The following is a 23,967-nucleotide window of genomic DNA, read 5'->3' on the forward strand; positions in this document are numbered from 1 at the left end:
GGCCACACCACGTCTTCAGAGGAGGGACTGAACGATGCAACCCCATAACCGACGCACCGCGCTATCGCGGAGCAGCCTGACCCTGGCCTTGCTGGCGGTGATCCACGCCGCCGCGGCCCAGGACACCACGCCGCCGGCCGAACCGGCGCCGCAATCGGCACCCGCCGAGGAACCCACCACGCTCGACAAGGTCACCGTGGTCGGCTCGCATATCCAGGGCGCATCGACCACCGACGCGTTGCCGGTGATGGTCGTGGGCGCCGAACAGATCGATGCCGCCGGCGCGATCTCCGGCGACGAGCTGATGCGCACCATTCCGCAGATGGGCGACGTGCTGTTCGACGCGTCCAACAATCCGCAGACCAGCAACGCGGCGCGCGGCGACGTCAACTCGGTCAACCTGCGCTCGCTCGGCGTCGGCAACACGCTGGTGCTGCTCAACGGGCGCCGGCTGGTGCAGCACCCGACCAGCCAGGGCACATCCGACACCGGCACGGTGCCGGTGCAGAGCTTCAATTCCAATGCGATCCCGGTGTCGGGCCTGGACCGCATGGAGATCCTGCTCGACGGCGCGGCCGCGATCTACGGCGCCGATGCGGTCGCCGGCGTAGTCAACACCGTGCTGCAGACCGACTTCGACGGCGTCAGCGCCAGCACGCGCTACGGCAGTGCCGAAGGCACGGGCATGAACGAGTTCGAGGTGAACCTGTTCGCCGGCAAGAACTACGACCGCGGCAACGTGTCGGCGTTCATCAACTACACCGACCGCTCCGAGCTGATGGCGTCGGACCAGGACTTCACCGCGACCGACGACCTGCGCGCGCTGTTCGCCGACTATCCGGATTTCGCCGGCCTGGCCGCGCTGGATGGCCGCTCGTCGCATACGCCGTGGGCGCGCCTGACGGTCGGTCCGCGCGCGGTGATCCGTTCCAACGGCACGGCGGTGACCAACACGGCCGGTGCGTTCCGCATCCAGCCGTCGAGCTTCGGTTGCGGCGTCAGCTTCGGCACCGACCTGTGCCTTGCCAGCGGCAACCACAACTTCAACACCACCAACCGCGACATGCGCTACGACACGCGCCACGGCACCACGGTGCGGCCGTCGGTCGAGCGCATCAACGTGTTCGTGACCGGCCACCACGACCTCACCGATACGGTCGAGGCGTTCGGCGAAATCGGCTTCTATCACGCGGTCAGCGAAGCGACGCAGCCGCCGGTGGTCAACCTCAACAGCCTGTGGATTCCGGCGACCAACTACTGGAACCCGTTCGGCGCGGCGACGCTGCCCGACGGCACGCCGAACCCGAACCGCCTGCCCGGCCTGACCGGCGTGCCGGCCGCCGGCCTGCCGGTGCAGATGAGCAACTACCGCTACGTCGATACCGGCTTCCAGCGCGTGCGCGTGGAGAACTACCAGGCGCGCTTCCTCGCTGGCCTGCGCGGCGAGTGGAACGGCTGGAACTGGGAAACGGCGCTGCTGTATTCCGAGGCCGAGGCCGAAGACCGGTCGCCCAACATCAACATGACCAGGCTGCAGCAGCAGCTCGCCCTCGCCACCCCGGACGCATACAACCCGTTCAGCGGCGGCTGTGTGGCCACGCCGACCTATGGCGACTGCTCGCCGAGTTCGCAGGCGGCGACCGACGGCATCGTGTTCGACCTGGTGCGCGAGTCGCGCACCACGCTGACGATGGCCGACTTCAAGATGAGCCGCGGCGACCTGTTCTCGCTGCCGGCCGGCAACGTCGGCGTCGCCTTCGGTGCGGAAGCGCGCCGTGAGACCCAGCGCGACGACCGCGATGCCAACCTCGACGGCACCTACACCTTCACCGACATGGTGACCGGCGAGACCAACCTCAGCAACGTCGCCGCGGTCAGCCCGAATCCGGACACGCGCGGCTCGCGCAACGTCGGCTCGGCCTATGTCGAATTCGCGGTGCCGCTGGTGTCGGAAGACATGGGCATCCCGCTGGTGCATCGCCTCGACATGCAGCTGGCCGGACGCTACGAGCACTACTCCGACTTCGGTTCGGTCGCCAAGCCCAAGGTGGCGCTGGCGTGGGACCTGGTGGACGGCGTGCGCCTGCGCGGTTCGTATTCGGAAGGCTTCCGTGCGCCGAACCTCGAACAGACCAACGCCACGCAGTACTCGCGCCTGGCCAGCGGCATGGACCACATCCGCTGCGAAGCCGATCTGCGCGCCGGCCGCATCGCCTCGTTCAGTGCCTGCGGGCAGAACACCGCCGGTGCCTCGCTGCTGGTGGCGGGCAATCCGGACCTGGAGCCCGAAGAGAGCACCAACACCTCGTTCGGCGTGGTGTTCCAGCCGACCTTCATCCCCGAGCGCTTCGGCAGCTTCACCTTCACCGTCGATCGCTGGAAGATCAAGCAGGAGCAGATCGTCGGCCTGCTCGGTGCGCAGACCGCACTGACGGTGGACTACCTCAATCGCGTCGACGGCGGCAGCAATCCGCTGGTGGTGCGCGAGGCCCCCACGCAGGAAGACATCGACTTCTTCGCCGGTACCGGCATCGATCCGGTCGGACGCGTCATCGCCATCAACGACCGCTTCATCAACCTGCAACCGCAGACGGCGGGCGGCATCGACTTCGGCATGGACTGGTCGCTGCGCCGCACGCGTTTCGGCTCGTTCTCGGTCAACCTCAATGCGACGCGCCTGCTGGAGTTCACCCGCGATCCGGGCGACATCGTCAATGCGCTGTACGCCGCACGCGCCGCGGGCACCATCGATCCGCTGACCCCGCTGCCGGACCCGAGCCAGCTGATCGGCCAGAACGGCCGCCCGGAATGGCGCGCCAGCGGCTCGCTGACCTGGAACAAGTCGGCCTGGCGCGTGGGCTACTCGGCGCAGTACATGAGTTCGTTCGAACAGCCGCAGCTGCTGGGCGTGTCGGGCGATCCGTGGGTGGTCGAGCAGCGGCTGACCCACAACCTGTACGGCCAGTACCGCTTCCCCGATGGCACCGCCGTGCGCCTGGGCGTGCGCGACCTGACCGACGAGGGGCCGTCGCTGGCCGATGGCGGTTACCGCGGTTCGTTGCACAATCCGTGGGGCCGCTACTGGTACGTCAACATCAGCCGCTCGTTCTGAGGAGCCTGCACCCGCGATGCGAAGGATGAGCCGCCGTTGGATTGCCACTGTCTTGGCCGTGCTGGGCACGGCCGCGCTGCCTGCCAGCGCGGCCGGGAAGGACGCCGAACCGGCTTTCGCAGCGATCGCATGCCCGGCGTCCGCCAGTCCGCAGATCGACTGCTACGAAGCCCGCGACGCGAACGGTGCCTGGTTGATGGTGGCGATGCCGCGCACGTGGAACCGCCGGCTCATCGTGCATGCGCACGGCGGGCCGCGGCTCGGCGCGCCGAAGGCGGGCGATTCGGCGGAAGACCTGGAGCGCTTCGCGGTGATGGTGCGCAGCGGTTACGCGTGGATCGGCACGACCTACCGCCGCGGTGGTTACGGCGTGCGGATGGCGGCGGCCGACGTAGACGTCAGTCGTCGCGTGTTCTGGTCACGCTGGGGCCGTCCGGAGCGCACCTTGCTGCATGGGCAGTCGTGGGGCGGCAACGTGGCGGTGAAGGCGGCCGAACTGTACGCGCTCGACATCGACGGACAGCCGAACTACGACGGCATACTGACCACCAATGGCCTGCTGTTCGGCGGTACGCAGGGCTACGGCTTCCGCGCCGACCTGCGCGCGGTCTACCAGTACTACTGCCGCAACCATCCGGCCACCGGTGACGTGCAATACCCCGTATGGCAAGGCCTGCCTGCCGACGCGCGGATGACGCGCGACGAGCTGCGCAAGCGCGTGGACGCCTGCACCGGCGTCGAGCTGCCCGCAGCCAGGCGCTCGCCTGCACAGGCCGCGAACCTGCGCGACATCCTGGCCGTCACTGGCGTGGTAGAGAAGCAGCTGGTCGCGCACCTGGCGTGGGGCACGTTCCATTTCCAGGACATGGTGCAGAAGCGCCTGGGTGGCCGCAATCCGTTCGACAACGCAAAGACGGCGTATCGGGGCTCGCATGACGATGCGGCGCTCAATGCAGAGGTGGAGCGTTTCAGGGCCGATCCTGCGGCCGTCGCGGCGCTGGCCTACGACGCCGATCTGTCCGGCCTGATCGTGCTGCCCACCGTCACCGTGCACGCGCGCCACGATCCGACCGTGTCGTACGAGGCCGAAGCGGCCTACAAGGCCACCGTCGAGGCGGCCGGTCGCGGTCACCTGCTGCTGCAGGCACTCACCGACGAGAGCGACCACAGCCGTCTCAGGGATACGACCTACACCAGCGCATTGCGGGTGCTCGAGCAGTGGCTGGATACCGGCACGCGTCCCGCGCCGGATGCATTCCGCGACACCTGCGCGCATGTGTCGCGCCGGCGTGACGACTGTCGCTTCCTCGCACCCTGAGCCCGCATCGCATGACCATGGCGTGATGCAGCGCCGCAATCGGCCGGGTCCGGCCCCGGTGGGGAAGGGGTAGAATCGCCGCTCCCCCGCCTTCATCACAGGCACCGTTTCCGCAATGACGAACGACGATTTCAAGCAGGCCGCGCTGGAATACCACCGCCTGTCTCCGCCGGGCAAGATCAAGGTCGCCCCCACCAAGCCGATGCTGACCCAGCGTGATCTGGCGCTGGCGTACTCGCCGGGCGTGGCCTATGCCTGCGAAGCCATCGTCGAGGATCCGAACACCGCCAGCGAGCTGACCGCGCGCGGCAACCTGGTGGCCGTGGTCACCAACGGCACCGCCGTACTGGGCCTGGGCAACATCGGTCCGCTGGCCGGCAAGCCGGTGATGGAAGGCAAGGGCGTGCTGTTCCAGAAGTTCGCCGGCATCGACGTGTTCGACATCGAGATCGACGAGACCGATCCCGACAAGCTGGTCGACATCATCGCCTCGCTGGAGCCGACCTTCGGCGGCATCAACCTGGAAGACATCAAGGCGCCGGAGTGCTTCATCGTCGAGCGCAAGTTGCGCGAGCGGATGAAGATCCCGGTGTTCCACGACGACCAGCACGGCACGGCGATCATCGTCGGTGCGGCGGTGGTCAACGCGCTGGAAGTGATCGGCAAGAAGATCGGCGACGTGAAGCTGGCCACCAGCGGCGCCGGTGCGGCGGGCATCGCCTGCCTCGACATGCTCGTCGCGCTGGGCCTGAAGCCGGAGAACATCCTGGCGTTCGACCGCGATGGCGTCATCTACACCGGCCGTCCGCACCTGGATCCGGACAAGGCGCGGTACGCACGCGATACCGACAAGCGCTCGCTGGCCGAGATCGTCGCCGGCGCGGACATCTTCCTGGGCCTGTCGGCCGGCGGCATCCTGAAGCCGGAGATGGTCGCGACCATGGCGGACAAGCCCGTCATCCTGGCGCTGGCCAATCCGAACCCAGAAATCCTGCCGGCCGACGCCAAGGCCGTGCGCCCGGACGTCATCATCGGCACCGGCCGCAGCGACTACCCGAACCAGGTCAACAACGCGCTCTGCTTCCCGTACATCTTCCGCGGTGCGCTGGACGTGGGCGCCACGGTCATCAACGAGGCGATGAAGGTCGCCTGCGTGCACGCCATCGCCAAGCTCGCGCGGCGCGAGGCGTCCGACCTGGGCAGCGCCTACGGCGACGACGTGCCCTGCTTCGGCCCCGAGTACCTGATCCCGCGCCCGTTCGACCCGCGCCTGCTGGTCGAAGTGGCCGCGGCGGTGGCGCAGGCGGCGATGGACTCCGGCGTGGCGCTGCGTCCGATCGACGACATGTGGGCCTACCGCGAGAAGCTGGGCCAGTTCGTCTACCGCACCAGCCTGATGATGAAGCCGGTCTACGACCGTGCGCGCGCCGACAAGAAGCGCGTGGTCTATGCCGAGGGCGAGGAAGAGACGGTGCTGCGCGCGGTGCAGACGGTGATCGACGAAGGCCTGGCGTTCCCGATCCTGATCGGCCGCCCCGACGTGATCGACGCCCGCATCCAGCGCCTGAGCCTGCGCATGCGCGCCGGCGTCGATTTCGAGGTGACCAACCAGGACGACGACCCGCGTTTCAACGACTACTGGCAGCACTACCACGCGCTGACCTCGCGCCGCGGCGTGACGCCGGCGGCGGCGAAGAACCTGATGCGCTCGCGCCCCACGCTGATCGCGGCGGTCATGGTCGCGCGCGGCGAAGCCGACGCGCTGATCACCGGCCTGGTCGGCCGCTTCCACAAGAAGCTGGGCTACGTGCGCAGCGTGATCCCGCTGGATCCGGGCGTGCAGTCGACCTCGGCCATGACCGGCGTGATCAACAACCAGGGCGCGTACTTCTTCCTCGACACGCACGTGCAGGACGACCCGACCGCCGAGCAGATCGCCGAGGCCACGCTGCAGGCCGCCTATCGCCTGAAGCTGTTCGGCATCGAGCCGCGCATCGCGCTGCTGTCGCACTCCAACTTCGGCAGCCACGAAACGCCGGGCTCGCTGAAGATGCGCAAGGTCCGCGAGTTGCTGTTGAAGCGCAAGCCCGACCTCAACGTCGACGGCGAGATGCAGGGCGACACCGCGTGGGACGAGGTGCTGCGCAGCCGCATGATGCCGGGCAGCACGCTCAGCGGCCGCGCCAACCTGTTCGTCATGCCCAACCTGGACGCGGCCAACATCGCCTACAACATGGTGCGCGTGGTGACCGACGGCGTGGCGATCGGCCCGATCCTGATGGGCATCTCCAGGCCGGTGCACATCCTGACCACCAGCGCCACACCGCGCCGGGTGATCAACATGACCGCGATCGCCGCCGTCGATGCGCAGATCCGCCTGCAGCGCGAAGCGGAGCGCAACGGGCCGGGTTGATCGTCCTGCGGATCACCGGAAAGAAAGAAGCCCCGCATGCGGGGCTTCTTTCTTTGTTAGGTGCAGGGGGCCCAGGTGTGGGAGCGACGTAAGTCGCGATGAGGCTTTACCGGTAGTCCATCGCGACTTACGTCGCTCCCACATCCCACATCTCCATCCCGCTAGCTTTCATCCTCGCCATCCAGAATCCGCCGCTGCAGCGCATCCAGGTAGGCATCGGCGTCGGCGTTGGATTCGAAGATCTCGTCCATGGGCACCGCCTGCACGATCTCGATGACCTTGCGGATCTGTTCCTGCGGATGCACGACCAGCAGGCGGCCTTCGTGCGGGGCCAGCGCCTTTCGTGCCTTGAGGATGCTGCGCACGCCGGCGCTGCTGATGTAGTCCAGGTGCGCCAGGTCCAGCACCAGCGCCTGCGGGCGTGCGGCCAGCATCGGCGCCAGCGCGTCGTCGAGCTGCGCGTAGCTGGCGGTATCCAGCCGCCCGAACAGCAGTACGTACTGGTTGCCGTTGACCGGCGGGTAGACCTCAATCTCCAGTGTCATCGGGCATCTCGGTGTAGCGGATATGCCGGGTGGGGGAGCCCGGGGAGAAAGGGAGGCGACGCTGGATCGTAAATCAAATGTGAGGCGAAGGTGAGACCGGCGCGCGTCGCGTCAGTCGGGGTCCTCCGCTGCATCCAGCACCTTGCGCTGCATCACGTCGAGGTAGGCGTCGGCCTCGGCGGTGGACGAGAAGATCTCGTTCAACGGCACCGCCTTGACCATGTCGAGCACCTTCTGGATCTGCGGCTGCGGGTTGACCAGCAGCACCTTGCCGCCATGCGGCGACAGCGCCTTGCGGGCCTTGAAGATCGAGCGGATGCCGGCGCTGCTGATGTAGTCCAGTCCCGACAGGTCCAGCACCAGCGAGTGCAGCTGGCGGTTCAGCAGCGGTGCCAGCGCCTCGTCCAGGTCCTCGTAGGTGTGCGTGTCCAGCCGGCCGCGCAGGTGTGCGCGCTGACTGCCCTTGCCCGGCGGGTCGAGCTGAATGTCCAGGCTCATGCGGGGTTCTCCTCGGTGGGTATGCGCAGCGACAGGCGCAGGATGTTGTAGTTACCCATTCGCTGATACGAGGCCATTTCGGCCACCTGCCGGACCAGATGCAGGCCGAGGCCGCCGGTCGGCCGCTCCAGGATGTCCGCCTCCAGGTCCGGAGCGGGCTGTTCGAGCGGGTTGAAGGGCGCGCCGCTCTCGCGGAATTCCAGCGTCAGCAGGCGGTCGCGGATGGCGATGTCCACGCACAGCTCGTGTTCCTCGGCGTCGACGCGGGCCAGGTCGCCGTGTTCGATGGCGTTGCTGGCCAGTTCCTCGACGATCAGCCGTACATCGCCCTGGATCGCCCGGCTGACGCCGTTGTTGGCCAGCACGGCTTCCAGCGACGCATTCAGATCGTCGACGCGGGCGTGCTCACGGGGAATGAAGAGTCGCATCTGCATGCGCAGCCTCCTGGGGTGGCGGAGCTTCGGGCGGGGTGGCGGTGCTGTCCAGCCGGCGGCGGATGGCGAGCACGGTGATGTCGTCGGATTGTGGCGCGGGATCGGTAAACGCGTGAACCCGGGTGATCAGCCGCTCGCACTGCTCGCGCGCGGTGGCGCCCGGCTGCAGTGCGTCGGGGATGCGCTCCGTACCGAAGGCGACGTTGCCGGCATCGAAGGCCTCGGTGATGCCGTCGGTCCAGGCCAGCAGGGTAGCGCCGGCGGGCAGCTGCCCCGACCACAGCGGGAAGGCGTCGCCCACTTCGAAGCCCAGCGGCGGCCCGGGTTGCACCGGCAGTTCCTCGTGGCGGCCATCGGCGTGCAGCAGCAGGGGGGCATCGTGGCCGGCGCTGGCCAGCACGCAGGCGCCGCTGCGCACGTCCACGCGCCCGCACAGCACGGTGGCGAACATGCAGGCGTCATTGCCCTGCACCAGCCGCCGCGAGGCTTCGGCGAGCACGCGCTCCGGCGACGGATGGGTGCTGGCCGCGACTTCCAGCACCGTCACGGTGCGTGCCATGAACAGCGCCGCCGGCACGCCCTTGTCGGAGACGTCGCCGATGGCGAACCACAGGCAGTCTGGATCGGTCTGGATGAAGCAGTAGAAGTCGCCGCCGACCGCCTTGGCGGGCTCCAGTCGCGCATAGGCTTCTAGGTGCGCATGCTCGCGGTCGATCACGCGGCCCGGCGGCAGCATCGCCTGCTGGATCTCGCGTGCGATCGACAGTTCGCTCTCCAGCTTCTGCCGTGCCGCGGTCATGTCCTCGATCTCGCGCAGCTGCTGGCGGATCGACCCGCGCGCGTGCTCCAGCGTGCGCGCCATCTGGCCGACTTCGTCGCGACGGTGCACGTGCGGTACCGGCATCTCGTAGTCGCCCTGCGCCAGGCGCGCCGCCGACGACGACAGGCCTTCCATCGGCTGGCTGATGTGGTGCGCCAGCTTGCGTACCACCAGCATGCAGACCAGCGCCAGCAGCGCGCCGATCGCGGCCAGCAGCCACAGTGCCTGCGCCAGCCGGTCGGTGATCAGGTCGTACGACTGCGCGACCAGCAGGCTCCAGCCGCTGTCGCCGATCGGCTCCACCACGGTGTAGCGGCGCTCGTCGCTGGTCGCATCCACGTGCACGAACTGCAGGGGCTCGCGCAGGCGCACCGCTTCGGCGGCCTGGCGCAGGTCGCTGCGACCGGCACGGGCGATGTAGTCCTCGAGGCGCTCCAGGCGGTCGACGCCGACCTCGGGATTCATCGCGAGCGTGCCGCCGGGCGCGACCAGCGAGACCCGCCAGCCCGGCAGGTGGGCCAGCGAATCGACCGGATCGGTGAGGTTGGCCAGTGGCAGGTCCAGGCTGACCATGCCGCGCGTACGGGCGCCCCGGCCGGGCTCGCGCAGGGGCATGTTGTAGGTGACCGTCCAGACGGCGCCAGCGGTCTGGTTGAGGTAGGGCTCGGACCACCAGCCGCCGGGCGAGGCGACGGTACGCTGGTACCAGCCCTGGTCGCGGAACGGATAGCCGTCGGCGATGAAGTCGCGATCGTTGCCGTTGGCGGCGACGTAATAGGCGAACGGCGCGTCCCCGCGGTTGCGCGGCTCCAGGATCAGCAGGCCGCCAGCGCAGCCAGGCGTGGCCTTCACCATCGCGCGCAGCGTGGTAACCAGTTCGTCGGGCGACAACTGAGCGCTCCCGACCAGGTCGGAGATACCGTGGGTGGTGATGGTCACCACGTGCAGCGCGGCATCGAGCCGCTGGGCGGCTTCCTGTGCGGTCGCATGGGTGTCGCGGCGCGCGTCGTCCAGGATCATCCGGTGCGCGAACCATGCCGTCGCCAGCACCAGCAATACCAGCAGCACCACGTTGACCAGTCCGGCCCACAGGGCGATGCGCGTGCGCAGGCTGCTGCGCCAGTGCGCGGCACCGGCGACCTCCCTGTCTGGCACGACACTGCTGGGCACTGCGTTGCGCATGCCGATCCCGATCGCCGCTTCCCCCCGGACGCCGATCATAAGCCCACTTCATGTGCTGCATTGCAATACGGCATTGGTCTGATTTTGGTGTGCCTGTTGTCTCGGGACAGGCACGCAATGTCCTTTCCATACGCCTGCGTAGCCAGGTCCCGCGCGGGGTGCGTGCGTTACACTTCAACGTCTACAAGAAACCGCAACGCTGCGCCCCACGCGTGGCGAAACAGGAGTGGGAATGAACTGGTTGAACGAGATGTTGCAGAGCGATCCGGATCCGCAGGAATCCCGCGAATGGATCGATTCCATGCAGGCGGTGATCGAGAAGAACGGCGCCCTGCGTGCTCACCAGTTGCTCGAAGGCATGGTCGAAGTCACCCGACGCGCCGGTGCCTACCTGCCGTTCTCGCCCACCACCGAATACGTCAACACCATCGCGCCGCAGAACGAGGCCAAGAGCCCCGGTGACGCCGCGCTGGAATGGCGCATCCGTTCGATCATCCGCTGGAACGCGATGGCCACCGTCGTGCGCGCCAACCGCAAGCCCGGCGACCTCGGCGGCCACATCGCCAGCTTCGCCTCCGGCGCAACGCTGTACGACGTCGGTTTCAACCACTTCTGGCGCGCGCCGTCCGAGAACCATCCGGGCGACCTGTTGTTCATCCAGGGCCACAGCGCGCCGGGCATCTATGCGCGCTCGTTCCTGGAAGGCCGCATCAGCGAGCAGCAGCTCGACAACTTCCGCATGGAAGTCGACGGCCAGGGCATCTCGTCCTACCCGCACCCGTGGCTGATGCCGGACTACTGGCAGACGCCGACCGTGTCGATGGGCCTGGGCCCACTCGCGGCGATCTACCAGGCGCAGTTCATGAAGTACCTGGAGCACCGCGGCCTGATCGAGAAGTCCGACCGCAAGGTGTGGTGCTTCATCGGCGACGGCGAGAGCGACGAGCCGGAAACCCTCGGCGCGATCGCGCTGGCCGGCCGCGAAGGCCTCGACAACCTGATCTTCGTGGTCAACTGCAACCTGCAGCGCCTGGACGGTCCGGTGCGCGGCAACGGCAAGATCATCCAGGAACTGGAAGGCGTGTTCCGCGGCGGTGGCTGGAACGTCATCAAGCTGCTGTGGGGCAGCTACTGGGATCCGCTCATCGCGCGCGACACCACCGGCACGCTGAAGAAGCTGATGATGGAAACCGTCGACGGCGAGTACCAGAACTGCAAGGCGTTCGGCGGCAAGTACACGCGCGACAACTTCTTCGGCAAGTACCCGGAGACGGCGGCCATGGTCGCCAACCTGTCCGACGACGACATCTGGCGCCTGAACCGCGGTGGCCATGATCCGCACAAGGTCTACGCGGCCTACCACGAGGCGGTGAACACCAAGGGCATGCCCACGGTGATCCTGGCCAAGACGGTGAAGGGCTACGGCATGGGCTCGGCGGGCGAATCGCTCAACCCGACCCACCAGACCAAGAAGCTGGACGACGAGGCCATCCGCACGTTCCGCGACCGCTTCAACATCCCGGTCAGCGACAAGCAGCTGGAAGAGTCGGCGCAGGTGCCGTTCTACCACCCGGGCGAGGACTCGCCGGAGATCCAGTACCTGAAGTCGCGCCGCGCCGCGCTCGGCGGCTATCTGCCGCAGCGTCGCCGCAAGGCCAGCGAGTCGTTCGAGACGCCCAAGCTGGAGGCCTTCGAGCGCCTGCTGAAGAGCACCGGCGAGCGCGAGATCTCCACCACGATGGCGTTCGTGCAGACCTTGAACATCGCGCTGCGCGACAAGCAGGTCGGCCCGCGCCTGGTGCCGATCGTCGCCGACGAAGCGCGCACCTTCGGCATGGAAGGCATGTTCCGCCAGATCGGCATCTACGCGCCGTTCGGCCAGAAGTACAAGCCGGTCGATGCCGACCAGCTGATGTACTACCGCGAGGACCAGTCCGGCCAGGTGCTGCAGCAGGGCATCAGCGAGCCGGGTGCGATGTCGTCGTGGATGGCGGCGGGCACCAGCTATTCGGTCAGCAACGTGCCGATGCTGCCGTTCTACATCTACTACTCGATGTTCGGCTTCCAGCGCATCGGCGACATCGCCTGGCAGGCGGCGGACATGCGCACGCGCGGCTTCCTGCTGGGCGGCACCGCGGGCCGTACGACGCTCAACGGCGAAGGCTTGCAGCACGAGGACGGTTTCAGCCACGTCATCGCCGGCAGCATCCCCAATGTGCGCAGCTACGACCCGACCTTCGGCTTCGAGGTGACGGTGGTCATGCAGCACGGCATGCAGAAGATGCTGCAGGAGCAGGTGGACGAGTACTACTACGTCACCCTGATGAACGAGAACTACACCCACCCGGAAATGCCGGAAGGGGCGGCCGAAGGCATCATCAAGGGCATGTACCTGCTGACCGATGCCGGCAAGCCGAAGAAGGGCGAGCTGCGCGTGCAGCTGCTGGGCAGCGGCACCATCCTGCGCGAGGCGATCGCGGCGGCCGAGCTGCTGGACAAGGATTTCGGCGTGACCGCCGACATCTGGTCGTGCCCGAGCTTCAACGAGCTGCGTCGTGATGGTTTCGACGTCGAGCGCTGGAACCGCCTGAATCCGGAAGCGAAGACGCCGCGCAAGGCCTACGTGACGGAACTGCTGGAAGGCCGCCAGGGTCCGGTGATCGCCGCTACCGACTACGTGCGCGCCTACACCGACCAGATCCGCGCGTTCGTGCCGGCGGCGTACACCTGCCTGGGCACGGACGGCTTCGGCCGCAGCGACACGCGTGCCAACCTGCGTCGCCACTTCGAAGTCGATCGCTACTACATCGCCCACGCGGCCATCGCGGCGCTGGCGAAGGAAGGCAAGATGACCGGCAAGGACGTCGCCCGCGCGATCAAGCAGTACAAGATCGACGTGGACAAGGCGAACCCGGTCACCGTGTGACCGCGGTCGCGGGCCGTACGGCATGGCGCTCACAGGGGATCACCTGCGCCGCTATGCCGTCGCCCGCAGTCTGTTCAAACCGACCACCCTGCCGCGGGCGATCCAGCGGCTGGGTTTCGTGCAGGCGGACCCGATCCGGGCGCCGGCACGTGCGCAGGACCTGACCCTGCGCCACCGCGTCGCCGGCTATCGCGCCGGCGACCTGGAGCGGCGGTATCCCCGTCTGCCGCTGGAAGAAGACTTCTTCGTCAACTACGGCTTCCTGCCACGCGAGCACCACCAGCTGATGCATCCGCGCAAGGCGCGCGAAGTCTGGACGCCCGCGCGCTGGAAGCAGGCGCAGGCGGTGCTGGCGTTCGTCAGCGAGCGCGGCAGCGCGCACCCGCGCGAGGTGGATGCGCACTTCGGGCATGGCAAGACGACCAACTGGTTCGGTGGTTCGTCGAACGCGAGCACGCAGCTGCTGGACGGCATGCATTACCGCGGCCTGTTGCGGGTGGCGCGTCGCGAAGGCGGTACGCGCGTCTATGCGCCGCGCATCGGCGACACGACGCCGGTGGCCATGTCGGATGCGGAAGCACGGCTGGATGCGCTGCTCGACATCATCGTGCGCAAGTACGCGCCGTTGCCGGCGGCGAGCCTGGGCCAGTTGCTGGGTTATCTGCGCAGCGGCGTGCCGCAGTGGACCGACCTGCGCGCGGCGGCATTGAAGCGTGCGCGTCAGCGGCTGGGCACGGCACGCGTCGATGGTGTGGACTGGTACTGGCCGGCGGACGAGGATCCGCGCTCCCGACGCTGGAAGCCGGACGACCAGGTGCGCCTGCTGACGCCGTTCGATCCTATCGTGTGGGACCGTCGGCGGTTCGAGATGTTCTGGGGGTGGACGTATCGCTTCGAGGCGTACACGCCGGCACCGAAGCGGAAGCTGGGGTACTACGCGCTACCGATGTTGTGGGGTGACCGGGTGATTGGGTGGGCTAATCTTAGTGTGGTCGATGGGGAGCTGCGGTCGAAGTTTGGGTATGTAGATGGACGTGGGTCCAGGGACGCAAAATTTCGTATTGCGGTGGAGGAGGAGTTGGCAAGGATTCGCTTCTTCCTTGATCGCGAAGAGTGGCGCCTCTAGGCGGCCAGGAGGGGCAGGCTATATTGCGCATGGCACATTGCCTTAAGGTACGCAAAGTGGCCTACACACGACGAGGGTTCTATGTCTGGAGAAATGTCATCACTCCATCAGTTTCTTACGCCGGTCGATATTCCGCTGGCTCAAATTTTTCTAGATCCAAACAATCCGCGCTTTACTGAAGCGGACTGGACATACGTAGCGCAAGAAGACTGGGCAAAAGTCGATGTGCAAGAGGCAACCCAGCGCAGAATGCTTGCCGAGTTTGATGTTGAAAAGCTGCGTATGAGCATGGAGGTAAATGGATTTCTCCCGATTGATCGAGTGGTGGTGAAGAAGTTTGATGAGGAAAAGTATCTTGTCCTAGAGGGAAATCGTCGCATCTGTGCAGCAAAAATGATTGGTCAGCTGGCGTTAGATGGAACCAACGTCGCGGATGAGGTTCGTGAATCATTACAGGTTATTCCCTGCCTTCAGTACACCGGTTCTGATGAGGATGCTGCGTGGATATTCCAGGGGCTTAGACATATTTCCGGTGTCGTCGAATGGTCTGCCTTCAACAAGGCGAAGCTGCTCGTTGAGCAGATGGAGAAGGATGGTCTGAACCTCACGCAGGTGGGTAAGCGATTTGGTCTTACCTCGCATGGCGCTGGCCAATGGGTTCGCGGCTACTACGCATTCAATCAAGCAAGGTCAGCCTCTCAGTTCATAAACCAAGTCGATGAAAGGTCCTATCCCTACTTTCAAGAACTGTTTGGTAAGAGTTCTGCTCCGCTGCGCGATTGGCTGGAGTGGAAGGAGGCTGAGTACAAATTTGAGAACTCTCTAAACTTTGAAGAGTTCATCTCGTGGCTATATCCTCATTCACGCTCGGACGAGGATGAGGGGGTCCTCAAGAAAGGTTATTTCGAGAATCGTCGTGTTGCGCGACGAGACGACCTCAGGCTGATTGCCTCATTGATGATCAATCAGCGCGATCTTTTCGAGCAATTTCGTGCTGGATCAGACCTAGAGAAATGCTATTCGATAATGCTTTCACGGAAGCTGGAGGAAGATGCCCGGCGTCGAGCTGACCCTGTGTCGGATCTTTTTTCCGCACTGGAGCAATGTTCAAAGGCTATTGCCAATATTCCCTATGCTGCTATGCGAGACCAAGAGACTAAGGCGCGAATTCTGAATGGGCTGAATGGTCTTAAGGATGTGATTTCAGACCTGACCTCCTGAAGTATGAGTCAGAAGCAGAAGATCATTGCAGCTCTCCATCGGGCCGATATTGGTGGCGCTCCGGTGGATTTCCGGAGTCTTCTGGCTCGATTAGCAGAGTCTGAGTTGCTCTTGCCTAGAATGGACGCAGAGGCTTTTTCTGACACAAATCTAATGCGTTATTGGAACTGGGCTCAGCAGGAAAATGATGCGCATGTAAGAAGAGGGTGCTTGCCGCTGCTGCGAGCCGTTAGTGCGACTGCTCGCGCGATTTCATCGCCGATACACGCGATGATCTCCTCTCATGATCCTGGTCAGCAGGAGATAGGGAAACTAGCGGTTTCTCGTCCGAAATTGCTTCGCGCCATCGATGCTTTAACTGATCGAGAGTATGAAGCCTTGGCTTGCGTTGCTTGTAGTGCAGTCGGCAGCAAGATAAATGTTCTGACAAGGCGGGGCAACGAGGGTGGCATAGATTTCTTTGCATCAATATCCGCTTCCTCTGGGGCCCATATTTTTGCGGCACCTGGAGCAGAGCTGAGGGTTGTTGGGCAATGCAAGAAGTACAGTAGCCAGGCTACAGTTGGGCAGATGGATCAGTTCATTCAGACACTGCAGAATGTTCGACACAGAAGTTCACGTGTTTTAGCTCATATCCCGGCTTGGTTTGGCGACTCTCGGGGACCGATCGTAGGGTGGATGATCTCGCACGCAGGATTTCAGACTGGTGCGAGCGATCAAGCCAAGAATCATGGAATCGTTACTTCCGATTCACTGGATGTTGCTGAGGTCCTGTCCTTATCACCATCCTTTCATTCCAGTCTTCCTCCTGATGGCAGGGCCTCAAAAGTTGCGGATGAATGTGGTCTATTACTTAGATGAAACATGTCTCGCTGAAGGTATGGCGCCGATAGCGTCAACGGCGTTTGATCAAGCCATAAGTACCCTTAAGTCAAGCCGTTGAGATCGCGCCGCCAGCGAGCGCAGCAGCCGCCATCGCATCCGGCATTCCCTCACTGGAGTCCCCGCATGTCCCGTCCCCTCGCGCCCGCCGGGCGCCTGTTCGCTGTCGCTGCCTTCATCGAAGGCTTCACCTGGGCCGGTCTGCTCATCGGCATGTTCCTCAAGTACGGGCCGATGGCCAACGAACTGGGCGTGAAGATCTTCGGCCCGCTGCATGGCGGCGCCTTCCTGTTCTACGTCGTCGCCACCGTGCTGTCCGCCCTACGCCTGCGCTGGCCGTGGTGGGCCACGCTGCTGGCCGTGATCGCCGCCGTGCCGCCGCTGGTGACCGTGCCGCTGGAGATGTGGTTCCGCCGTATCGGGTTGCTCAGCGCGCGAGCTTGATGTTCTGAAGCGGCGGGCCCAGGCCCGCCCTACGACGCGGGCCGGGCGCGTCCTTCGCATAGACTGCGTCGCCTCCTCATCGTTCGCCCGCCTATGAGCACGCCGTCCCGCCTGACCGAGTTGCGCTTGCTGCTGGGCATCGAGCGCAATACCACCCGCCACGGCGAGAAGTGGATCTCCGGCGTCGGCGCGCTGCTGGGCATCGTGGCGGTGTACTGGCTGACCCGCTGGACGTTCCCCGAACATGCCGCCGGTGCTGTCGGTGGCGCGTTGATGGTCACCTCGATGGGTGCCTCCGCCGTGCTGCTGTTCGCCGTGCCGCAGGGCGCGCTGTCGCAGCCGTGGGCCGTGGTCGGCGGCCACCTGCTGTCCGCGGTCATCGGCGTGAGCTGCCAGAAACTGTTCCCCGGCCACGCCTGGACTGCCGCCCTCGCGGTTGGTCTCGCGGTGCTGGGCATGTACTACCTGCGCTGCATCCATCCGCCCGGCGGTGCCACCGCGCTGGCGGCGGTGATCGGCGGCCCGGAGGTGCATGCGCTCGGCTACCACTACGTGCTGATGCCGATCCTGATCAACGTCGTGGCGATCCTGGCGATGGCCATCGCCTTCAATGCGCTATTCCCGTGGCGCCGCTATCCCGCGCACCTGCACAAGCGTCGCCAGCCCATCCCCGCCACGCGCCCGGCCGCGCGCCAGTTCGAACTGACGCAGGAGGACTTCTCCGCCGCGATGGAGCAGCTCAACTCCTACGTCGACATCACCACAGAGAACCTCACCGAGCTGCTGGAGCTGGCGAAGCAGCATGCCGAGAAGAACATCACCCATCCTGATGCCATCGTCCACGGACGCTTCTACAGCAACGGAAAACTCGGACGCCTGTGGAGCGTGCGGCATGTCGTGGGCGGCGAGGGCGCCGCACTGCAATACCGTGTCGTGGCCGGCGAACAGGCAGGGACGACGGCGATCGCCGGCATCGACGAATTCCGTCTGTGGGCGCGCTTCGAGGTGGTGCTGCAGGACAACGGGCGCTGGGTGAAAGCGGATTAGCCCCTGGCGCGAGGTGTCCGTCGGGCAGCGGCGGCGATTTCGTCCGCCGAACGGTGACCGGGTCGCGGATGCCGCGGCGTTGTCGCCGAGTGAGCGGTCGCAGGTGGGCCGTGCTTCGTGTGCACGGGCGGCGTGACGAAGGCCGGAAGCTCCTGCACATGCGTCTTCCCTGTGGCGGCGCGATGACCGGTCGCAGCGCGCACGCCGGAGCAGACCCATGCATCGCAATGTCTTCCTCATCGTCGGTGTGCTGGCGATCGCCGCCTGCGCGACGTCTTCCGCGAAGGATCTCGCACGGACCGCCGGTGATGGCGCGCGCGTCATCCTGGAGAACGACAAGGTCCGGGTGATCGAACTGACCGTCGAACCGGGCGCCAGCACCGGCATGCACTCGCACGGCGACCACATCATCTACTTCCTGGCGCCGGGCGAGGCCCTGCAGAAGAATCCCGACGGCACCGAAGAGAAACGCTCGCTGCCGGCCGGCCACATCGAATGGGGCGGGCCCGTGAGCCACGACACCGTGAATCGCGGCAGCGTCGCTTCGCGAACACTGATCATCGAACTGAAGTAACGACCGTAAGTCTGTTGCCGCAATGGCGGGCCTGGGCCCGCCCTTCGGAAGCGGGGGCGTCACGGTGTCCTGCGCAGTCCGTGATCCGCCTGCTCGCAGACGACCAGGCCGCCGTCGTCGGTGACGGTGCCCGTGGCCTGCACGCGGTCGCCGGCCTTCAGCGACTGCACCTCATCCGGCGGCGGTGCCTTGCACAGGTTCCAGCGGGCGGGCAGATGCACATCGACCTGGCCGTTGGCCGCCGCGATCTTGATGATGGCGCTGCCGTCGTAGGTCCACGGCGTGGTGTCGACGCTGACGACGGTGCCGTTGACGGTGGCCTGCTGTCCCGCCGCCAGCGTGGCGCTGGGCGCGGAGGTGGGCGTCGTCGTCGTGCAGGCGCCGAGCAACAGGGCAGCGGACAGCAGTCCGAGGCGGGGCAGGGTCATCAGGGCGACTCCGTGTCGGTGGTCGGGGCGGCACCGGCGGGTGTCGCCGATTCTGCGGGGCACCTTGGCACACCCGATCCGATGACGCAGTGAACACAGCACTCCGCCTTCTCCGTCGGCTCGCTGCCCGGTGCGTCCTGCGCGGGTGGCAGGTAGCCCGGCAGCTTCGCCAGCTGCTGCGGCGACTTCAGCCGCAGGATCGCCGCCCAGTCCTGGCGGTTCATGTTGCACGCGGCCTCGTTGTCGGGGGCGCACAGCGTGCCGTCGCCGATGCGCAGCGGCAGGCCGCCCCAGAACTCGCCGTTGCGGTTCAGCGGCAGCATCCGCATGGTGACGCTCTGCTGCACGTTGCCGCCGATGGCGTAGGCCGTGCTGTCGTTGTTCGGGTTCACCGCCACCACGATGTCGCAATGCATGTCGAGCGAGCTGCCACTGCGCAGCAACGGCACCAGGCCCTGGTGACCGAACAGCCGGCCCGACTGGCGCACGTAGCAGATCAGGTCGCCGACCATCGGCTTGGCATGCGCCACGTCGATGACGTCGAACGCATTCGTCGACGGGTTCTGGTACGCCGCCTGCACGTAGGTGAAGTGGCGGCTGGAACCGCGGAAGCCCGGCACCCTGGCTTCGCGCATCACCCACGAGATGAAGGCGGCCGACCACGGCGTATCCACCACGAAGCCGCGGCAGGCCTCGGCCTGCGGCCCGGTCGCCGAGGCGTACAGGCAGTCGGTGGCGCCGCGACGGTGGCCGATGGCGGCGAGCAGGCCGCTGTCGCGCCAGTAGCGCGCAACACGCTGCCAGGCGCGGTCGTCGCCGATCGACAGCAGCGAGGACTCGGCTTCCATCATCGGTGCATTCGCCAGCTTGCCGTTGCGGTCGATGAAGGGGCGGTACCACATCAGGTGCTCGCGGCAGGCGACCGCGGCGATGCGGGTGGCTACGTCAGAGGGCGCCTGTTGCGACAACTGCGGGCAGGCATCGGCCGCACGCGCGGCGAAGGAAGACAGCAGCAGGAGGGGCAGCAACAGCCATGCACGCATCAGATGATCCTTGGGTCCGTGATCCTTTTTACGCATCATGCCGCATCGGCAGGACACGACATCATCACGCGGCCTGAAGGTCTGCGAAGGCTCGCGCGATGGTCGTGCGCAGCGCAGGGGCGTTAAGCTCGCCGCTTCTCTCCGCCTTCCCGGACCGTGCGTGCCCTTCCTCCTGCGTGTACTGCTGTTGTCGACCCTCGCGCTGAGCGCCCAGGCGGCCGAACCCGACCGCCGCATCGCCATCACCATCGATGACCTGCCGTGGCAGCGGATGGACAAGACGCCACCGGCGGAACTGGCCTCGCGCCATGCGCAGCTGATGGCGCAGCTGGAGCAGGCGGGCGTGCCGGTGGTGGGCTTCGTCAACGAGGGCAAGCTGGAGGTCGATGGCGAGGTGCAGGCGCCGCGCGTGGCGATGCTGCGCGACTGGCTGGACGCGGGCCATGAGCTGGGCAACCACACGCGTGGCCATCTCGATGTGCACGCGGTGGGATTGCCGGCGTTCCAGCAGGACATCCTCGACGGCGAACGCGTGCTGCGACCGCTGCTGGCCGAGCGCGGACAGGTGCCGCGCTGGTTCCGCCATCCCTACCTGCGCGCCGGCCGCACGCCGGAGGATCGCGCCACGCTGTCGGCCTTCCTCGGCGGCCATGGCTACCGCATCGCGCCGGTCACCGTCGACAACGGCGAGTGGGTCTGGGCGCTCGCCTACGCCAACGTGCTCGACGGCCAGCCCGATACACCGGAGCGTGCGGCCACGCTGGAGCGGCTGCGGCGCGGCTACATTCCCTACATGCTCAACAAGGTCGACTACTACGAAGCGCAGTCGCAGGCGCTGCTGGGCTACGCGCTGCCGCAGGTGTGGCTGCTGCATGCCAACAAACTGAATGCCGTTGCGTATGCCGAACTGGTGGCGGGTGTGCAGCGGCGCGGCTACCGCGTGGTGACGCTGGACGAAGCGCTGCGCGATCCCGCGTACGCACGCGGCGAGGACGGCTACAACGGCCGCTATGGTCCCAGCTGGCTGCATCGCTGGGCGATGGCCGAGAAGAAGCCCAAGACGTTCTACACCGGCGAGCCGGTGGTGCCCGGATGGGTGCTGCAGCTGGCGGGCGTCGAGTCCGAATAGGTGGCCCGCGGCGCCGGTTTTCCGCGTTGGTCCTGATGGACCAGGGCGGACCGGAACGCAGGCCAGGCAAGGCGACACATCTTCCTGCTGGGAACGCGCGCATGCAGAAGAAAGTGGATCTGTCGACCCGCCAGGGGCATCTGGTGGAGGTGGTCATCGAGCGGCCCGACGAACACCAGTCGTGGTCGCTGGCCGTCCGGGTGCGCGACACCCGCGGGGGCGCATGGAGCGAACCGTGGGTGGACGTCCGCCGCGACTACTTCACCTGCCATGACGCACTGGCGGCCGGGAAGGCGCAGGCGGCGCGCATGATCGGTGGGGACGCGCAGGACGCGTCCGGCTAGTCGTCGCGCCGCAGCGTCGCCAGTTTCAGGAACGCCTCGTGCTGGTAGCGGCTCATGCGCAGCTGCTGGCCGGTGTCCATCGTCACCACGTGGTAGCCGTTGAACCACGGATGGATGTCCTTGACCCGGCGGATGTTGATGATCGCCGAGCGGTGCACGCGGGCGAAGCGGCGCGGATCCAGGCGCGCGGCCAGTGCCGACATGGTCTCGCGCAGCTCGTGCACGCGGTCGGCCAGGTGCAGGCGCACCGTGTTGCCGCTGGCCTTGATCCAGATGATGTCGTCCACGTCGACCAGCACCACGCGCTCGTTCTCGCGCACCGGCACCCGGTCCAGATAGGCATCGCGCTGCTGCAGTGAGGCCAGGGCCTGCATGATCCGCGACGTCGTGTCGGCGTCGGTGCCGCGCGCAGTAGCCAGCCGCTGCTTCGCGCGTCGCAGGGTTTCCGCGAAGCGCTCGCGACTGAACGGCTTCACCAGGTAGTCGACCGCGTTCGCCTCGAACGCCCGCACCGCGAACTGCTCGTAGGCGGTGACGAAGATGGTCGCCGGCATCCGTGCCGCCCCGATCGTCGCCACGACGTCCAGGCCGGTGATCGCCGGCATCTGGATGTCCAGGAACACCAAGTCCGGCGACAGGTCGCGGATGGCCGCCACCGCCGACACGCCATCACCGCATTCGCCGACCACCTCGATCTCCGGGTCCTCGCGCAGCAGCCTTGCCACCGCATGGCGTGCGATCGGCTCGTCGTCGACGATCAGCGCGGTGAGGCTCATGCCGGTACGTGCTCCGGCAGCACGTCGTCATCCAGTTCGCGGAAGGGGAGCCGCAACCGGCAGGCGACCCCGCGCGGGACGATCAGGTCCAGCCGCAGGCTGGCGTCGTCGCCGTACAGCTCGCGCATGCGCATCCGCGTGTTGGACAACCCGATCCCGTGCCCGCCGGCGTGGCCGCCCTCATCCAGCGTGCTGTTGTGGTTGCGCACGTCGATGCACAGCACGCCGCCTTCGCGCCGGCATTCGATCTCGACGCAGTCGTCGCCGACATGCTGGCCGATGCCGTAGCGGATCGCGTTCTCGACGATCGGCTGCAGCACCAGGCTGGGTACGGCCGCGTCCAGCACGTCCGGCGCGACATGGATGCGTGTGGTCAGGCGGTCCTTGAAGCGCCGCCGCTGGATGCCGAGATACAGCTCCAGCAGTTCCAGCTCGCGCCGCAGTGGGATTTCCTGGCCGTCGTAATCCTCCAGGAACGCGCGCAGCAACTCGCTCAGGCGCAGCAGCATGTCCTCCGCGGACAGCTTGTCTTCGTCCAGCAGGGTGACGATGGCGTGCAGCGTGTTGAACAGGAAGTGCGGCTGCAACTGGCTCTTCAGCACCTGCAGGCGCGACTGCGCCAGCTCGGTCGCCAGTCGCGTCGCTTCGAGTTCACGGCGTGCCTTCTCCGCCTGGTAGTGCAGCAGCTGCTGCACCGCCAGCAGCGCCCAGTACGCGAGCAGGCCGATGGCGAAATGCTTGCTGATGAACTGGCCGAGCTGGCTGCCGAAGCCGCTGGGTTCGAACAGCGACGACACCAGGGCGCCGATCGCCATCGCCAGCAGCGTCACGCCGAGGCTGTAGCCGACGTGTCGCAGCAGCGGACGCACCTGCAGCGGGAACGGAATGGGGTGCTGTTCGCCCAGGCGGAAGACCAGCGGCGCCAGCGCCGCCCACGTGAGCCATTGCACGGCGGACCATCGCAGGTAGGTCGTGGGGGGCCACAGGTGCGCATTGACCGCGTCGTTGACGCAGCCCTGCATCGCGAACACCAGCACCACGAACGACCACAGGGCCAGGTAGCGGGACAGGCGGACTTCGAGCGTGCCCAGGCGGATCTTCATGCGGAACTCCCAATCGGCGAGCGCATCGTAGGGCGGGGCAGGGGGCACGGGAAGGCGCGGAGGTCACGGCCTACGATTCGTCCTGGCCGCACGACGATTCGTCACGAATCCGTTGCCGCCCTGTCCGGACGGGCGCGAGATGCGCTCGCCCCGCACGCAATCCCGCGTTGCCGGTGGCCCCCTCCACCGGAGATCACGCCATGCATCGCCTGTCCGTCATCACCCTGCTTGCCGCCGCCATGACCGCCTTCACCGCTGTCGCTGGCGAACGCACCCACTACCTGGATCTGATCAACCGTGCGCACGACCGGGTCGTCTCGGTCGCGGCAACGCCCGCCGGCGGCACGGCGTGGAACGAACTGCTGCACGACGCTGATGTGCCGGGCGGTGGCGGTGCCATCACCGTGCAGGTCGCCGGCGAGCAATGCATCCACGACGTGAGGGTGGCATTCGCCAATGGCCGCAGCGCGCTGTACCCGGCTATCGACCTGTGCCGTCATCGCGGCCTGCGCATCCAGCCGCTGCCGGCCGGCCGCGGGAAGGCGATGATGGCGGTGCAGCAGGCATCCCCCGCCGACGCGTCGCCGGCGGGGGACTGAAGC

General features: G+C 66.5%; 21 protein-coding genes. 13 read left to right on the forward strand and 8 right to left on the reverse strand.

Annotated elements, in window-relative coordinates; genetic code table 11:
• The first annotated feature begins 34 nt into the window (after nt 1–34).
• The 3 genes from IB230_RS18685 to IB230_RS18695 all read left to right on the forward strand — a co-directional run bounded on the left by IB230_RS18685 (nt 35) and on the right by IB230_RS18695 (nt 6,843).
• Nucleotides 35–3,112 (forward strand): TonB-dependent receptor, encoded by a 3,078-nt coding sequence (locus IB230_RS18685; protein ID WP_192274362.1) that lies wholly within the window; start codon nt 35–37, stop codon nt 3,110–3,112.
• 25 nt (nt 3,113–3,137) lie between these two features.
• Nucleotides 3,138–4,430, forward strand: a complete 1,293-nt coding sequence (locus tag IB230_RS18690) for a hypothetical protein (RefSeq protein WP_192274363.1) — start codon at nt 3,138–3,140, stop codon at nt 4,428–4,430.
• A gap of 115 nt (nt 4,431–4,545) precedes the next feature.
• A complete protein-coding gene (locus IB230_RS18695; RefSeq protein WP_192274364.1) occupies nt 4,546–6,843 on the forward strand; it encodes an NADP-dependent malic enzyme in 2,298 nt (765 codons plus the stop codon).
• A 161-nt stretch (nt 6,844–7,004) separates the two neighbouring features.
• Here IB230_RS18695 and IB230_RS18700 read toward each other — a convergent pair whose 3' ends face one another.
• From IB230_RS18700 to IB230_RS18715, 4 genes are all read right to left on the reverse strand, one after another.
• Nucleotides 7,005–7,388: an STAS domain-containing protein gene (locus IB230_RS18700; protein ID WP_192274365.1), complete on the reverse strand. Its 384-nt coding sequence runs from the start codon at nt 7,386–7,388 to the stop codon at nt 7,005–7,007.
• 111 nt (nt 7,389–7,499) lie between these two features.
• Nucleotides 7,500–7,886, reverse strand: coding sequence for an STAS domain-containing protein (locus IB230_RS18705; protein WP_192274366.1), 387 nt, complete (start codon nt 7,884–7,886; stop codon nt 7,500–7,502).
• Nucleotides 7,883–8,320, reverse strand: a complete 438-nt coding sequence (locus tag IB230_RS18710; protein WP_192274367.1) for an ATP-binding protein — start codon at nt 8,318–8,320, stop codon at nt 7,883–7,885. The genes IB230_RS18705 and IB230_RS18710 overlap by 4 nt, the downstream gene beginning before the upstream one ends.
• Nucleotides 8,292–10,322 (reverse strand): SpoIIE family protein phosphatase, encoded by a 2,031-nt coding sequence (locus IB230_RS18715; protein ID WP_192274368.1) that lies wholly within the window; start codon nt 10,320–10,322, stop codon nt 8,292–8,294. Before IB230_RS18715 ends, IB230_RS18710 begins: the two co-directional genes overlap by 29 nt.
• A 232-nt stretch (nt 10,323–10,554) precedes the next feature.
• Between IB230_RS18715 and aceE the strand changes: the two genes are divergently transcribed.
• From aceE to IB230_RS18750, 7 genes are all read left to right on the forward strand, one after another.
• Nucleotides 10,555–13,248 (forward strand): pyruvate dehydrogenase (acetyl-transferring), homodimeric type, encoded by a 2,694-nt coding sequence (gene aceE, locus IB230_RS18720; RefSeq protein ID WP_192274369.1) that lies wholly within the window; start codon nt 10,555–10,557, stop codon nt 13,246–13,248.
• A 22-nt stretch (nt 13,249–13,270) separates the two neighbouring features.
• Entirely contained in the window at nt 13,271–14,374 is a 1,104-nt protein-coding gene (locus tag IB230_RS18725; protein ID WP_192274370.1) for a crosslink repair DNA glycosylase YcaQ family protein, read from the forward strand.
• A gap of 81 nt (nt 14,375–14,455) precedes the next feature.
• Nucleotides 14,456–15,595, forward strand: a complete 1,140-nt coding sequence (locus IB230_RS18730) for a ParB/Srx family N-terminal domain-containing protein (protein ID WP_192274371.1) — start codon at nt 14,456–14,458, stop codon at nt 15,593–15,595.
• Between the two features lie 3 nt (nt 15,596–15,598).
• On the forward strand, nt 15,599–16,456 hold the full coding sequence (locus IB230_RS18735) for a restriction endonuclease (RefSeq protein ID WP_192274372.1): 858 nt from the start codon (nt 15,599–15,601) through the stop codon (nt 16,454–16,456).
• 147 nt (nt 16,457–16,603) lie between these two features.
• On the forward strand, nt 16,604–16,921 hold the full coding sequence (locus IB230_RS18740; protein WP_192274373.1) for a DUF3817 domain-containing protein: 318 nt from the start codon (nt 16,604–16,606) through the stop codon (nt 16,919–16,921).
• 93 nt (nt 16,922–17,014) lie between these two features.
• Nucleotides 17,015–17,968 carry an HPP family protein gene (locus tag IB230_RS18745; protein WP_192274374.1) on the forward strand — a complete coding sequence of 318 codons (954 nt, stop codon included), beginning with the start codon at nt 17,015–17,017 and terminating at the stop codon, nt 17,966–17,968.
• 217 nt (nt 17,969–18,185) lie between these two features.
• Nucleotides 18,186–18,542 carry a hypothetical protein gene (locus IB230_RS18750; RefSeq protein WP_192274375.1) on the forward strand — a complete coding sequence of 119 codons (357 nt, stop codon included), beginning with the start codon at nt 18,186–18,188 and terminating at the stop codon, nt 18,540–18,542.
• Between the two features lie 59 nt (nt 18,543–18,601).
• Here the strand turns inward: IB230_RS18750 and IB230_RS18755 are convergent, their stop codons facing one another.
• A complete protein-coding gene (locus tag IB230_RS18755; RefSeq protein ID WP_192274376.1) occupies nt 18,602–18,970 on the reverse strand; it encodes a hypothetical protein in 369 nt (122 codons plus the stop codon).
• Nucleotides 18,970–20,013 (reverse strand): DUF2272 domain-containing protein, encoded by a 1,044-nt coding sequence (locus IB230_RS18760; RefSeq protein WP_192274377.1) that lies wholly within the window; start codon nt 20,011–20,013, stop codon nt 18,970–18,972. Before IB230_RS18760 ends, IB230_RS18755 begins: the two co-directional genes overlap by 1 nt.
• A gap of 160 nt (nt 20,014–20,173) precedes the next feature.
• On the opposite strand from IB230_RS18760, the gene IB230_RS18765 reads away from it, so the two are divergent.
• Nucleotides 20,174–21,142 carry a polysaccharide deacetylase family protein gene (locus IB230_RS18765; protein WP_192274378.1) on the forward strand — a complete coding sequence of 323 codons (969 nt, stop codon included), beginning with the start codon at nt 20,174–20,176 and terminating at the stop codon, nt 21,140–21,142.
• Between the two features lie 101 nt (nt 21,143–21,243).
• Entirely contained in the window at nt 21,244–21,486 is a 243-nt protein-coding gene (locus tag IB230_RS18770) for a hypothetical protein (RefSeq protein ID WP_192274379.1), read from the forward strand.
• On the opposite strand, the gene IB230_RS18775 is transcribed toward IB230_RS18770, so the two are convergent.
• Nucleotides 21,483–22,262, reverse strand: coding sequence for a response regulator (locus tag IB230_RS18775; RefSeq protein ID WP_192274380.1), 780 nt, complete (start codon nt 22,260–22,262; stop codon nt 21,483–21,485). The genes IB230_RS18770 and IB230_RS18775 overlap by 4 nt on opposite strands.
• Nucleotides 22,259–23,365: a histidine kinase gene (locus IB230_RS18780; RefSeq protein ID WP_192274381.1), complete on the reverse strand. Its 1,107-nt coding sequence runs from the start codon at nt 23,363–23,365 to the stop codon at nt 22,259–22,261. The genes IB230_RS18775 and IB230_RS18780 overlap by 4 nt, the downstream gene beginning before the upstream one ends.
• A 200-nt stretch (nt 23,366–23,565) precedes the next feature.
• Here IB230_RS18780 and IB230_RS18785 point away from each other — a divergent pair, with 200 nt between their 5' ends.
• Complete coding sequence (locus IB230_RS18785; protein ID WP_192274382.1) at nt 23,566–23,964, forward strand: hypothetical protein; 399 nt, start codon at nt 23,566–23,568, stop codon at nt 23,962–23,964.
• Nucleotides 23,965–23,967 lie beyond the last annotated feature (3 nt).

Source organism: Pseudoxanthomonas sp. PXM01 (assembly GCF_014851815.1).
Taxonomy (GTDB): Bacteria; Pseudomonadota; Gammaproteobacteria; order Xanthomonadales; family Xanthomonadaceae; genus Pseudoxanthomonas_A.

Coding starts and splice junctions, on each gene's coding strand:
- IB230_RS18685 (WP_192274362.1), top strand. CDS start 35: ATGCAACCCCATAACCGACGCACCGCGCTATCGCGGAGCAGCCTGACC.
- IB230_RS18690 (WP_192274363.1), top strand. CDS start 3,138: ATGAGCCGCCGTTGGATTGCCACTGTCTTGGCCGTGCTGGGCACGGCC.
- IB230_RS18695 (WP_192274364.1), top strand. CDS start 4,546: ATGACGAACGACGATTTCAAGCAGGCCGCGCTGGAATACCACCGCCTG.
- IB230_RS18700 (WP_192274365.1), bottom strand. CDS start 7,388: ATGACACTGGAGATTGAGGTCTACCCGCCGGTCAACGGCAACCAGTAC.
- IB230_RS18705 (WP_192274366.1), bottom strand. CDS start 7,886: ATGAGCCTGGACATTCAGCTCGACCCGCCGGGCAAGGGCAGTCAGCGC.
- IB230_RS18710 (WP_192274367.1), bottom strand. CDS start 8,320: ATGCAGATGCGACTCTTCATTCCCCGTGAGCACGCCCGCGTCGACGAT.
- IB230_RS18715 (WP_192274368.1), bottom strand. CDS start 10,322: ATGCGCAACGCAGTGCCCAGCAGTGTCGTGCCAGACAGGGAGGTCGCC.
- aceE (WP_192274369.1), top strand. CDS start 10,555: ATGAACTGGTTGAACGAGATGTTGCAGAGCGATCCGGATCCGCAGGAA.
- IB230_RS18725 (WP_192274370.1), top strand. CDS start 13,271: ATGGCGCTCACAGGGGATCACCTGCGCCGCTATGCCGTCGCCCGCAGT.
- IB230_RS18730 (WP_192274371.1), top strand. CDS start 14,456: ATGTCTGGAGAAATGTCATCACTCCATCAGTTTCTTACGCCGGTCGAT.
- IB230_RS18735 (WP_192274372.1), top strand. CDS start 15,599: ATGAGTCAGAAGCAGAAGATCATTGCAGCTCTCCATCGGGCCGATATT.
- IB230_RS18740 (WP_192274373.1), top strand. CDS start 16,604: ATGTCCCGTCCCCTCGCGCCCGCCGGGCGCCTGTTCGCTGTCGCTGCC.
- IB230_RS18745 (WP_192274374.1), top strand. CDS start 17,015: ATGAGCACGCCGTCCCGCCTGACCGAGTTGCGCTTGCTGCTGGGCATC.
- IB230_RS18750 (WP_192274375.1), top strand. CDS start 18,186: ATGCATCGCAATGTCTTCCTCATCGTCGGTGTGCTGGCGATCGCCGCC.
- IB230_RS18755 (WP_192274376.1), bottom strand. CDS start 18,970: ATGACCCTGCCCCGCCTCGGACTGCTGTCCGCTGCCCTGTTGCTCGGC.
- IB230_RS18760 (WP_192274377.1), bottom strand. CDS start 20,013: ATGCGTGCATGGCTGTTGCTGCCCCTCCTGCTGCTGTCTTCCTTCGCC.
- IB230_RS18770 (WP_192274379.1), top strand. CDS start 21,244: ATGCAGAAGAAAGTGGATCTGTCGACCCGCCAGGGGCATCTGGTGGAG.
- IB230_RS18775 (WP_192274380.1), bottom strand. CDS start 22,262: ATGAGCCTCACCGCGCTGATCGTCGACGACGAGCCGATCGCACGCCAT.
- IB230_RS18780 (WP_192274381.1), bottom strand. CDS start 23,365: ATGAAGATCCGCCTGGGCACGCTCGAAGTCCGCCTGTCCCGCTACCTG.
- IB230_RS18785 (WP_192274382.1), top strand. CDS start 23,566: ATGCATCGCCTGTCCGTCATCACCCTGCTTGCCGCCGCCATGACCGCC.